This window comes from Phenylobacterium aquaticum (assembly GCF_022695515.1).
Taxonomy (GTDB): Bacteria; Pseudomonadota; Alphaproteobacteria; order Caulobacterales; family Caulobacteraceae; genus Phenylobacterium; species Phenylobacterium aquaticum.
In genome coordinates this window covers 112,539-124,176 of record NZ_JALDPT010000014.1, presented here as the reverse complement: position 1 = coordinate 124,176, position 11,638 = coordinate 112,539, and the positions used below count along the sequence as shown (strand labels likewise).

The window sequence follows — 11,638 nt, the reverse complement described above, 5'->3', positions numbered from 1 at the left end:
GGGCTGCCTGGCGGGCGGCGGCGCTGCTGGACGAGCTGGACCGGGCGGAGACCGGCGGCGGCGCATAGGCCGCAGCCGGCGTGGCGCTGGGCAAGGGCGGCAGGGCGGCCGAAGCCACGGCGATCGGCGCGGCCGGAAGGGCTGTGGCCATGGGCAGGGCCGGCAGGGCGGCGCCGGTCAGGGGCGCGATGGTCGGGCTGGGCCAGGCCGGTGTCGGCATGGAGGCCCTCAGCGCTGGGGGCTTGATTGACGGCGTCGGGACCTGGTTGGAGGCGTAGCGAAGGCCGGTGTCAGGTCCGCCGAGCTGGGCCGGGCCGACATAGCGGACGCGCACATGGGCGAGGCCCGCGCGATCATAGCCGAGCTCGCGCGCCGCGGCGTGAGACAGGTCGATCAGCCGGCCGCCGACAAAGGGCCCCCGGTCATTGACCCGCACCTGCAGCTTGCGGCCGTTGTCCAGATTGGTGACCTCGACGATGCAGGGCAGCGGCAAGGTCGTATGGGCCGCCGACAGGGCGGTCATGTCGAAGATCTCGCCGTTGGCGGTCGGTTTCATGTTGAATTCGTCGCCGTACCAGGAGGCGATGCCGGTCTGGTCGTAGTTCGGCTGTTCCTTGGGCACGTACCAGACGCCGGCCACCTGATAGGGATCGCCGACCTTGTAGCGGCCGCCTGCGCCCGTGGGCTGGTTGGCGGGCGGGAAGCGGCTGGCCAGATGCGGGTGCGGCGTGGCGCAGGCGGCGAGACTGACGCCGGCGACCATCAGCACGGCAAGGCTGCGTCCCCGCAGGGCGAACTGAACCTGGGCCATCTTGCGCCCTCCCCTAAGCCGCCAGTTGCGGCCGCATGAACCGTCACAGTGCCGCAAGAGGTTTGAGCCGTGGTTAAGCGGCGTGGTTAATTCGTTAAGCCTGTCAAACCCTCTCGCCCCCTCGCCCGTCCTGCTGCTATAGGCGCGCGTCCCGGACGGGTGGCCGAGTGGTTTAAGGCAGCGGTCTTGAAAACCGCCGTAGGTGAGAGCCTACCGTGGGTTCGAATCCCACCCCGTCCGCCATCGGACTTCGGGCGCCCCGCCCTGGCCCGCCGCGATCCAGCCGCTCGACAGGCTGGAGAGCTGGACATTGACCAGGATCAGCTTGGCTTCCCCGGCGTGCCCTGTCCCAGACTCACGGCCGAGACTGAATGGGAGGCGGCGTCATGCGCGGCGAGAAGATCTACGACTATGTCATCGACATCACGGGCCTGACCGATTTCGGGGTCAGCCTGGAGGCGATCATGAGCGGCGCCGAGCCCATTCCGCCTCAGGGGGCGCGGTTCGACTTCACCTTCGAAGGGCGCGCGACCGGCCGCATCGCGGGGCGGCTTTACGGGACAGACTACTATCACATGCGCGCCGACGGCCGGGGCGAACTCAACATCCGCGGCGTGATCGAGACCGACGACGGATGTCGCATCTCGCTGTTCGCAGACGGGGTGACGACGCCGCGCGCCGGAGAGGCGGTCACCGATCTGTTCGAGAACGTGCGGCTTCACACCTCCGCCCCGGCCTATGCCTGGGTGAATTCCCGCCAGATCTGGGCGCTCGGAACCTCGGCGGACGGCAAGATCCAGATCTCGGCCTATCTGCAATAGCGCCGCGAGGCCTTCCCATGACGGCCCCTGCGGGCCTAGGCTCGCGGACAAAATAACAAGCCGTCATGGGAGGTTATCGTGGACCTGGTCACGTCACAGGCGGAATCCCCGATTCCGGATCCTTGGACCCTGCCCCTGGATCAACTCGATCCCAGCCGCGCCGAGCTGTTCGCCACCGGCGCCAGCCACGCCTATTTCCGACGATTGCGCCAGGAGGACCCGGTCCACTACACGGCAGAGAGCCCGTTCGGCCCCTTCTGGTCGATCACCCGGTTCGACGACATCGTGGCGGTCGACACCAATCATGCGGTCTTCTCGTCCAACCGCGACATCGTCATCGGCGACAATCCCGAGAACTTCGCGCCGCCGATGTTCATCGCCATGGACCCGCCGCGGCATGACGTGCAGCGCAAGACCGCCTCGCCCGCCGTAGCCCCCCATCGGCTGCAGGAGCTGGAGGTGCTGATCCGCCAGCGGGTGGCCGCCATCCTCGACGAGCTGCCTGTGGGCGAAACCTTCAACTGGGTCGATCGGGTGTCGATCGAGCTGACCACCCAGATGCTGGCCACCCTGTTCGACTTCCCGTGGGAGGACCGCCGGCTCCTGCCCTACTGGTCGGATGTCACCACAACGTCGGAGACGGTCGGCGTCGCCGCCGACATGGCCGAGCGCGAGCGGGTGCTGGGCGAGTGCCTGGCCTATTTCTCCAGGCTCTGGGTCGAGCGCGCAGCCGCCCCTCCGAAGTTCGATTTCATCTCCCTGCTGGCGCACGGCGAGGAGACGAAGGACATGATCAACGACCCGATGGAGCTGCTGGGCAATCTCATGCTGCTGATCGTCGGCGGCAATGACACCACGCGCAATTCCATCACCGGCGGGGTTCTGGCGCTGAACCAGTTCCCCGACCAGTTCGCCAAGCTGAAGGCGGACCCCTCCCTGGTCACCTCGCTGGTGCCCGAGATCATTCGCTGGCAGACCCCGCTGTCCCACATGCGGCGCACGGCGACCCAGGATATCGAGTTCGGCGGCAAGCTGATCCGCAAGGGCGACCGGGTGGTGATGTGGTACGCCTCAGGTAATCGCGACGAGACGGTCATTCCCGATCCCGACCAGTTCATCATCGACCGTGAGCGCCCCCGCCACCACATGGCGTTCGGCTTTGGCATCCATCGATGCATGGGAAACCGCGTCGCCGAGCTGCAGCTGAAGATCCTGTGGGAGGAGCTCTTGGCGCGGTTCAGCCACATCGAGGTCGTCGGCGAGCCGACCCGTGTGGCGTCCAATTTCGTCAATGGCTACACAGACATGCAGGTGCGCCTGCACGCCTGAGCAGGCGGGTCACGCTTCGGCCCGGAACTTATCGGGGTGACGGCCCTCGACGCCGACATAGCAGCCCTGGATCAGGGCGAGGTCGGCGTCATAGTCGCCGCTTGGCGTCATCGCGGCGCGGATGCTCAGCGTGCGGGCGCCATAGTCCAGCACGCTGACGATGATCGGCACCTCGGCCATCCGGGCGATGTGGTAGAAGCCGCTCTTCCAGTCCCGGGTCAGGCTGCGGGTGCCTTCCGGCGGTATGGCCAGGATCATGCGGGGCTCCGCCGCGAAGGCCTCGGCCATCGCACGCGCGACGTCATGGCTGGCGGACCGGTCGATCGGCACGCAGCCGAGCCACCTGATGATCCCCCCGAAGGGACCAGTGGTCAGGCTCTTCTTGCCCATCCAGCGCAGCTTGACGCGATAGACGGCGGCGGCCGCCAGCATATTGACGCCATCCCAGTTCGACGTGTGCGGGGCGGCGACCAGCACAGCCTTGGCGAAGGGCGGCCAGTCGCCCTGGATCTTCCAGCCGGTGAGCTTGAGATAGGCCAGGCAGACGCCGCGCAGGACTTCGGCCAGCCACCCCGCATAGGGCGCGGGGCGCGCTGTCGAGGGATCGGTGAAGGTCAGGCGTCCGGGCGTGTCGCTCATGCCCTGGCGATACGCGGTTTGGCAGCACCGGGACAGGCGACTTGAGGTCTCGCCCGTGGGTTAGCGGGAGAAAGTCGCGTGGCCACACTCTGTGGTGGCGTTCAACTCGAACCTTCACCATGCAGACGGGAGTTCGTCCTCGATTGGGTGGTGGAGCGTTACGGTCTTCAGTCGATCAGCCAGGAATATCGGGTTCGCTGATTGTCCAGACGGCCCGCGGCGGTGGGCCAGGGAACATTCCGGCCGCCCAAGGGTTGGGTCTCGGGGCCAAGCTTAAAGCCGGCGCCATGCCTGGCGCTGCGCTTTTGCGGCGAGGCGAACGACAAGGGACGGAAACATCATGAAAACTTCACGCACACTCATCCTGGCCACCGCGGCGATCGCGGCCCTGTCCATGGCGGCCTGCAGCAAGCCGGCCGACACCACGGCGGCGAACGCCGATGCGGCCACTGCGGCCGCGGCCTCCGCCAACACCGCGGCGAACGCGGCCAATTCGGCGGCGATGAATGCGGCGAACTCCGCTGGCGCCGCCACCGCCGCGCCGGCCGCTGAGAACGCCGCCAACGCCAACGCCGCCGCCATGAACAGCGCGGCCGCGGCCAATTCGGCTGCCGATTCGGCCAAGGCCGCGACCGAGGCCGCCGACGCCGCCAAGGCCGCCAACGCGCCGCCGAAGTAAGACTTTCGCCGGATCGCGCCGCCTCCGGGTCGCGCGATCCGGCGACCTCTGCTTGCGTCGAGGCCGCTCACCCTCGTAACGCTGGTCGGATCATCAGGTGGTCCGACACATGAGCAATCCATCACATTCTGCGCCCCGCGTGGGCGTCGGCGCCTTCATCACCGACGAGGCCGGCCGCCTGCTGCTGGTCAAGCGCCTGCGCGCGCCCGAGGCCGGCTGCTGGGGCCTGCCCGGCGGCAAGGTGGATTTCGGAGAGCGCCTGGTCGAGACGGCGGCGCGGGAGATCCTCGAAGAGGTCGGCCTGACGATCGCCGTCGGCGAGCTGATCTGTATTGTGGACCAGATCGACCTGGACGCCGGCGCCCACTGGGTGGCGCCGACCTATCGCGCCCGGGTGATTGCCGGCCACGCGGTCAATCGCGAACCCCAGGCCCTGGAGGCCATAGGCTGGTTCAGTCGCGAGGACCTGCCGGCCCCCCTCACCCAATCCGCCCGTCAGAGCATCGAGACCCTGGGCGACGCCGCCTGGGGCTGAATCTCGGCTTGGGGCGCATCCGCCGCGCCTATTGGCCCGAATAAGGCTCACGGCCTTCCCACGCTTGTTCTAAGGGTGGAGCCGCCTCCAGATGAGAAGAGCCGCCCTTTGAAGCCTCCCCCCGACCAGGAACCCGTCTCCGCCAGGATCCGGGCGCGTATCAAGAAGTCCAAAAAGCGCTTCCACGCCAATGACAACATCTCCGCCTTTCTTCAGCCGGGCGAGCTTGAGGCCCTGCTCGAAGAGGTCGAGGGCAAGTTCAAGGGCGTGCTGGAAAGCCTGGTGATCGACACCGAGAGCGATCACAACACCCACGACACCGCCCGCCGGGTCGCCAAGATGTATGTGACCGAGGTCTTCCGCGGCCGCTACGCCGAGGCGCCGCCGGTCACCGAGTTCCCCAACGCCGCCTCCCTGAACGAGCTGATGATCGTCGGGCCGATCACGGTGCGCAGCGCCTGCAGCCACCATTTCTGCCCGATCATGGGCCGGCTGTGGGTCGGGTTGATGCCCAATGAGCACTCGAACCTGATCGGCCTGTCGAAATATTCGCGCCTGGCCGAATGGGTGATGTCGCGGCCCCAGATCCAGGAGGAGGCCATCACCCAGATGGCGGAGCTCCTGATGGAGAAGGTGCGCCCCGATGGCCTGGCCGTGGTCATGGAGGCCGATCACTTCTGCATGCACTGGCGCGGGGTGAAGGACAGCGAGACCATGATGATCAACAGCGTGATGCGCGGGTCCTTCCTGAAGGACCACAATCTGCGCAGCGAGTTCCTCTCGCTGCTGAAGCACAGGAGCTGAGCGGCGCATGCTTGTTCGTTGTCTTTACGCCAGCCGCCCCAACCCCGCGATCGAAGGCGCCGCCCTCGACAGGATCCTGGAGCAGTCGCGCAAGAACAATCCCGCTCTGGGCATCACCGGCCTGCTGTGCGTGTCCGAGAACCTGTTCATCCAGGTGATCGAGGGCGGGCGCGACGAGGTCTGCGAGCTGTTCAACGCCATTGTCCGCGACGACCGCCACCGTCAGGTGCGCATCCTCAGCTACGAGGAAATCACCGAGCGGCGGTTCGGCAGCTGGACCATGGGCCAGGTGAGCATCGCCAAGCTCAACCCGTCCCTGCTGCTGAAATACTTCAAGCGGGTCGAGCTGGACCCGTTCGACTGCTCCGGCCAGGCGACCATGTCGCTGCTCGGCGAGCTGGTGGCCACCGCCTCCATCCTCAACCGCGGCGATTAGGCCGGTCGGAATGCGAAAATGGCGCGGGCCGAGACCCGCGCCATTTCAGAAGGCTTCGGCTGGGACGGGCCTAGCGGCCCACGGCCACGGCTGGCTCGGTAGAGCCGATCGGATCATATTCCGGAACCAGGGTCTTCAGCAGGCGCAGGGTCTCCGCCCGATCCAGGGTGTGGACGATGCGCTCGATCTCGCTGAACTGCGCCCGCAGGTCGGCCAGCGGCTGGGTGCGGGGGCCGACCAGGCTGAGGCCCGAGGCGGTGCGCAGGATGCGCTTCTCGTCGGGATGGACCAGTTCCTCGTCCAGCTTCTCGCCGGGGCGCAGGCCGACGATGCGGACCTCGATGTCCTGTTCGGGGCGTCGGCCGGCCATGCGGATCATCAGGCGCGCCAAGTCGGCGATGCGGATGGGGTCGCCGATATCCATGACATAGACGCCGCCGCGCACGTCCGACGGCATGTCGCGCAGGGTGGCGGCCTGCAGCAGCAGGGACACGGCTTCGCCCAGCGTCATGAAATAACGGCTGACGTCGGGGTGAGTGAGGGTGATCGGACCGCCCTCGGCGATCTGACGCTGGAACAGGGGCGCGACGGATCCCGACGAGCCAAGGACATTGCCGAACCGGACGGAGACGAAGCGGGTCGGCCCGGCCTCGACATCCATCGCCTGGCAATAGGCCTCGGCGGCGCGCTTGGCGGCGCCCATGACGCTGAGCGGATTGACCGCCTTGTCGGTGGAGACGAACACCATCACGCCCACATGGTGGGCCGAACAGGCGTCGGCGACATTGCAGGCGCCGAGCAGATTGGTCCGGACCGATTCCAGCGGATGAGCCTCGGCCATCGGCACGTGCTTCAGGGCGGCGGCGTGGAACACCACATCCGGCTGCTCACGGGCGAACCAGTCGAACAGAACGTCCCGATCCCGGATGTCGCAGAACACGGCCGAGCGCGACAGCTCAGGGCGATGTTCCCGCAGGTATTGATCGATGGCGTAGAGATTGAATTCGGAATTCTCGACCAGGGTCACGTGCGCGGGCCCAAGGGCCGCGATCTGACGCACCAGTTCAGCCCCGATAGAGCCCCCGGCCCCTGTCACCAGGATCCGACGGTTCCGAATCAATTTGCGCACCGGGAACTCGTCGAAGGCGATCGCGGGACGTCCCAGAAGCTCCCCAAGAGCCAGGAGACGCACCGAATCCTCCGGGCCGGCGGCGGCAAGCCCACTCATATGTTCTCTCCTGCCCCAAGCCCGCAGAACGCGACGCGATATGAATCGCTCCACAGTCTCTTGGGGCAACCTACGCGGAAACTTAAACCGCCAACAAGACCAAGGCGGAAGACGACAGATTTGTGTGGCGGCATCGACATATGTCGAGACCTCGGGATATCCCAGGATGCTTCTGCCGCGCCAACGCGCCGCAATCCAGCGGGAATCGCCATTGAAACGCGCAACATTGGTATTCGTTCTATTCCTGACCGCGGGTTCGGCCGGGGCGCAGTCACCCGGCCCTCAGCCCCTGGCGCCGGCTCAAGCCCTTATGCCGCCTCGGGATGTCGCCTATCCGGGGATGCTGAGGCTCAGCGTCGACGCCACGGATGTCGATCGGCGAATTTTTTCCGTGCGCGAGACGATTCCCGTCGCCGGACCGGGCCCTGTGACCCTGCTCTTTCCGCGATGGCTGCCGGGCAAGCACTGGACGGCCGGCGAACTCTATAACCTCGGCGGGCTGACCTTCACGGCCGGCGGCCAGCGCCTGGAATGGACGCGGGACCCGGTTGAGGTTGGGGCCTTCCATATCGAGGCCCCGGCGGGCGCCACCGAGATCCAGGCTGAGTTCCAGTATCTGTCGCCGACCGCGCCGGATCAGGGCCGGATCGTCGTCACGCCAGAGATGATGAGCGTCCAGTGGAACAACATGGCGCTCTATCCGGCCGGCCACTTCACCCGCCAGATCCGCATTCAGCCTTCCATCCGCCTGCCCGCGGGCTGGAGCTACGCCACCGCCCTGGAGACCGCTGGCGGCGCGGACGATGCGGTCACCTTCAAGCCGGTCGGCTTCGACACCCTGGTTGATTCGCCGATGATCGCGGGTCGGTGGATGAAGAAGCTCGACCTCGATCCGGGCGGACGGTCGCGCGTGACGCTGAACGTGATGGCCGACTCGCCGGACCTGCTGGAAATCTCGCCCCAGCAACTGGCGCTCCATCGGGCCCTGGTCGCTCAGGCCGACCGGCTCTATGGCGCGCGCCATTATGATCACTACGATTTCCTGGTCTCGCTCTCCGACCGGTTGGGCGGAATCGGGCTCGAGCACCAGAGGTCCAGCGAGGACGGGACCATGCCGCGCTATTTCGCGGACTGGGATCGCCTGCCCGCCACCCGCGATCTCTTGCCCCACGAGTACACCCACTCCTGGAATGGCAAGTACCGGCGTCCCGCCGACCTCTGGACGCCGAACTTCAACACCCCCATGCGCGACAGCCTCCTGTGGGTCTACGAGGGCCAGACCCAGTACTGGGGCTTCGTCCTGGCCGCCCGCTCCGGCCTGTTGACCAAGCAGGAGGCGCTGGACGCCATCGCCTCGACGGCGGCGACCTATGACAACCGGGTCGGCCGCGCCTGGCGCCAGATGGTCGACACCACCAATGATCCGATCATCGCCAACCGCCGCCCCCTGCCCTGGACCAGCTGGCAGCGGAGCGAGGACTATTATTCCGAGGGCCAGCTGATCTGGCTCGACGCCGATACGCTGATCCGCGAGCAGTCCGGCGGCAAGGCATCCCTCGACGACTTCGCCAGGACCTTCTTCGGGGTCAATGACGGCGACTGGAGCCAGCTGACCTATCAGTTCGACGACGTGGTGAAGGCGTTGAACGCGGTGCAGCCCTATGACTGGGCGGGCTTCCTGACCAAACGCCTGGACAGCCACGGCCCCGGCGCGCCGCTGGACGGCCTCGCGCGGGGCGGCTACCGGCTGGTCTATGCCGACACCCCCACCAGTTACTTCAAGAGCGCGGAGCTCAGGCGTAAATCGACGGACCTGACCTATTCGCTGGGCCTGGTGCTCAACAAGGACGGCGACCTGACGGCCGTCCAGTGGGAGGGGCCCGCCTTCAAGGCCGGGCTGACAGTGGGCCAGAGGGTGATCGCCGTAAACGGGCTCGCCTACGATCCGGATCGCCTGAAGGACGCCGTCACCGCGGCCAAGGGCGACGGCCCGCCAGTGGAGCTGATCATCAAGGCCGGGGACCGCTATCGCACCCTGCAGCTGCCGTGGAAGGGTGGGCTGAGGTATCCGCGCCTGGAGCGGATCGCCGGCGCGCCGGATCGGCTCGGAGATATTCTGACGCCGCGCCGTTGACCCCGGTCAAACCGGACCAAGGCGCGGCGTGCGAACCTGACACGACCATGGAGGTTTCAATGCGCCTTACGTCCCTCGTCCTGAGCGTCGCGTGTCTTGGCGCATCGGCCTGCGCCCAGGCCGCCCCGCCCCCGGCCCCCGCGTCCGCCATGGACACGGCGGTCGAACAGGGCCGCGCCTATGCGTCCCAGACCTGCGCCCGCTGCCACGGCATCGGGCCCGGGGAAGACAGCCGCAACGCCGGGGCCCCGCGCTTTGTGGTCATCGCCCACCGCTATAACGAACTGAGCCTTGAGGATCGCCTGGGCCAGATCTCCAAGATCGGCCACTACGAAATGCCGCCCCAGCAACTGGGGACCGAGCAGATCCGCAATCTCACCGCCTATATCCAGAGCCTCTCCCAGCCCTGAGCCTGGGGGTCAGGCCACGCCGCGGCGACGCTCGTCCTCGCGGACCTTGCGGCTGATCAGGTCGACCAGGGTCTGGATGAGCGCACTGGCCCGAATCGGCTTGGACAGATGCAGGTCCGCGCCGGCGTCGTGGCTGGCCCGGACATGTTCGTCCAGGGCGTTGGCGGTCAGCATGACGACCGGGGTGCGGTCGAGCCCCTGCGCCCGCTCATGCTCGCGCAGGAGGGCCGTGGCGCTAAGCCCGTCCAGTTCCGGCATCTGCATGTCCATCAGCACGACGTCGAAGCGCTCGTGCCGCAGGCGCTCGATCGCCAGGGCGCCGTTCTCGACGATGACCGGATCGATTCCCACGGACTGCAGGATGATCTGAACGACCTTCTGGTTGGTCGGATGGTCCTCGGCCAGCAGGACGCGGCAGTTGGAGATGTCGAAGCTCTCCTCCTCCGGCGCGGCCTCGGGGGCGGCGACTTGCGCTGCGCGGTCCAGCGGCAGCAGGAACGCGAAGATCGAACCCTGGCCGGGCGTTGAATCGACGTCGATCACGCCGCCCATCATTTCGACCAGGGATCGGCTGATGGCCAGGCCCAGTCCCGTGCCGCCGAAACGCCGGCGGATGGAGGCGTCGGCCTGTTCGAACCGCCGGAACAGGCGGGCCTTCACCTCGGCGTTGAAGCCGATGCCGGTGTCTGTGACCGCGAACCGCACCTGGCCTTCGAACAGGCTGACGTCGAGCTGGACCGAGCCTGTCTCGGTGAACTTGATCGCATTGGACAACAGGTTCGACAGCACCTGGGTCAGGCGGACTTCGTCGCCGACGAAGGCGCCCTCGGCCTCGGGGGCGATACGCCAGGAGAAGGTCAACCCCTTGGTCTCGGCCGAGGCGCGATGCAGCTCGGCGATACGTCGGACGATCACCTCCATCTGGAAGGGCTCGTGGGCCAGCTGGATCTCGCCGGTCTCGATCTTGGAGAAGTCGAGGATGTCGGTGAGCACCTGCTCCAGCAGCCGGCCGGAAGAGACGATCAGATTGGCGAGTTCCTGGCCCTTGCTGGTCCGCTGCTGGGTGGCCAGGGTCTCCGAGATCGCGATCACGCCATTCAGAGGCGTGCGCAGCTCGTGGCTCATATTGGCGAGGAAGCGCGACTTCTCGGTATTGGCCCGCTCGAGTTCGGCGGTCCGCTCATGGACGCGGTCCTCCAGGGAGGCCAGGACCGCCTCGGTCTTGTCGCGCTCGGCCCGCAGAGCCTTGGCCAGGACCCCGATCTCGTCGTCGCGCGTCTCCACATCTTCGGTGGCCGGACGGTCGCGCAGACCAAAGGATTGAGGTTCGCAGGACGAGGCCAGGCGCTGAAGGGGCTGGACGATGGTGCGGCGGGCCAGGGCGACCACCAGCAGGGTCTGGGCCAGAGAGGCCAGGCCGCCCAGGATCAGCACCCATGAGGCGGAGCGCGCGGCGGACTGGGCCACGGCCGATTTGGGATAGGTGAGCAGCAGATACCAGTCGGGCCCGGCAAGGCGGCCAAAAGCGACGATCTGCCGGCCGTCCGGACTGGTCATCACGCCGTGCTCGCGCCCATCCGCCCGGATCGCCTTGATCAGGGTCTTCAGGCCCAGGCGACGCTCGTAGTCTGCGATCGTCTTTTCCGACGCCTTTCCAGGCTGCGCGAAGCCGGGATAGGCGATCAGCTCCCCCTTCCCGGTCACCACCAGGTTCGAGGCGCCCGGCAAGGTGGTCCGCACCGCTTCAAGGAAGAATCCCGTCAGTTCGATCGACGAACCGAACGAGCCGACATAGCGGTGGTCGACATAGAT

At 67.0% G+C, this 11,638-nt stretch carries 12 protein-coding genes and 1 tRNA gene; 9 read left to right on the top strand and 4 right to left on the bottom strand.

Annotated elements, in window-relative coordinates; translation table 11 throughout:
* The coding region (locus MQH10_RS26420; RefSeq protein WP_272886889.1) for a septal ring lytic transglycosylase RlpA family protein at window positions 1-811 on the bottom strand (811 nt) is incomplete at its 3' end.
* A 153-nt stretch (window positions 812-964) separates the two neighbouring features.
* Here MQH10_RS26420 and MQH10_RS12480 point away from each other — a divergent pair.
* The 3 genes from MQH10_RS12480 (at window position 965) to MQH10_RS12470 (ending at window position 2,961) form a co-directional block, all read left to right on the top strand.
* Window positions 965-1,054 (top strand) — tRNA-Ser (locus MQH10_RS12480).
* 143 nt (window positions 1,055-1,197) lie between these two features.
* Window positions 1,198-1,632 (top strand): DUF3237 family protein, encoded by a 435-nt coding sequence (locus MQH10_RS12475; protein ID WP_242564371.1) that lies wholly within the window; start codon window positions 1,198-1,200, stop codon window positions 1,630-1,632.
* 75 nt (window positions 1,633-1,707) lie between these two features.
* Window positions 1,708-2,961, top strand: a complete 1,254-nt coding sequence (locus MQH10_RS12470; RefSeq protein ID WP_419720772.1) for a cytochrome P450 — start codon at window positions 1,708-1,710, stop codon at window positions 2,959-2,961.
* A 9-nt stretch (window positions 2,962-2,970) separates the two neighbouring features.
* Here the strand turns inward: MQH10_RS12470 and MQH10_RS12465 are convergent, their stop codons facing one another.
* The gene (locus MQH10_RS12465; protein ID WP_242564370.1) at window positions 2,971-3,600 is read right to left on the bottom strand and encodes a 1-acyl-sn-glycerol-3-phosphate acyltransferase; all 630 of its coding nucleotides are present in this window, start codon (window positions 3,598-3,600) and stop codon (window positions 2,971-2,973) included.
* 340 nt (window positions 3,601-3,940) lie between these two features.
* Between MQH10_RS12465 and MQH10_RS12460 the strand changes: the two genes are divergently transcribed.
* The 4 genes from MQH10_RS12460 (at window position 3,941) to MQH10_RS12445 (ending at window position 6,054) form a co-directional block, all read left to right on the top strand.
* Window positions 3,941-4,279: a hypothetical protein gene (locus tag MQH10_RS12460; RefSeq protein ID WP_242564369.1), complete on the top strand. Its 339-nt coding sequence runs from the start codon at window positions 3,941-3,943 to the stop codon at window positions 4,277-4,279.
* A 109-nt stretch (window positions 4,280-4,388) separates the two neighbouring features.
* Window positions 4,389-4,814, top strand: coding sequence for an NUDIX domain-containing protein (locus MQH10_RS12455; RefSeq protein WP_242564368.1), 426 nt, complete (start codon window positions 4,389-4,391; stop codon window positions 4,812-4,814).
* Between the two features lie 108 nt (window positions 4,815-4,922).
* Complete coding sequence (folE, locus tag MQH10_RS12450) at window positions 4,923-5,618, top strand: GTP cyclohydrolase I (RefSeq protein WP_242564367.1); 696 nt, start codon at window positions 4,923-4,925, stop codon at window positions 5,616-5,618.
* Window positions 5,619-5,625: 7 nt separating this feature from the next.
* Window positions 5,626-6,054, top strand: coding sequence for a BLUF domain-containing protein (locus MQH10_RS12445; RefSeq protein WP_242564366.1), 429 nt, complete (start codon window positions 5,626-5,628; stop codon window positions 6,052-6,054).
* Between the two features lie 70 nt (window positions 6,055-6,124).
* On the opposite strand, the gene MQH10_RS12440 is transcribed toward MQH10_RS12445, so the two are convergent.
* Complete coding sequence (locus tag MQH10_RS12440) at window positions 6,125-7,282, bottom strand: SDR family NAD(P)-dependent oxidoreductase (protein ID WP_242564365.1); 1,158 nt, start codon at window positions 7,280-7,282, stop codon at window positions 6,125-6,127.
* Between the two features lie 340 nt (window positions 7,283-7,622).
* On the opposite strand from MQH10_RS12440, the gene MQH10_RS12435 reads away from it, so the two are divergent.
* Together MQH10_RS12435 and MQH10_RS12430 are read left to right on the top strand one after the other, a co-directional pair.
* The gene (locus MQH10_RS12435; protein ID WP_242564364.1) at window positions 7,623-9,416 is read left to right on the top strand and encodes a M61 family metallopeptidase; all 1,794 of its coding nucleotides are present in this window, start codon (window positions 7,623-7,625) and stop codon (window positions 9,414-9,416) included.
* 59 nt (window positions 9,417-9,475) lie between these two features.
* Window positions 9,476-9,826 (top strand): c-type cytochrome, encoded by a 351-nt coding sequence (locus tag MQH10_RS12430; RefSeq protein ID WP_242564363.1) that lies wholly within the window; start codon window positions 9,476-9,478, stop codon window positions 9,824-9,826.
* Window positions 9,827-9,835: 9 nt separating this feature from the next.
* Here the strand turns inward: MQH10_RS12430 and MQH10_RS12425 are convergent, their stop codons facing one another.
* The gene (locus MQH10_RS12425) at window positions 9,836-11,566 is read right to left on the bottom strand and encodes an ATP-binding protein (RefSeq protein WP_242564362.1); all 1,731 of its coding nucleotides are present in this window, start codon (window positions 11,564-11,566) and stop codon (window positions 9,836-9,838) included.
* Window positions 11,567-11,638 lie beyond the last annotated feature (72 nt).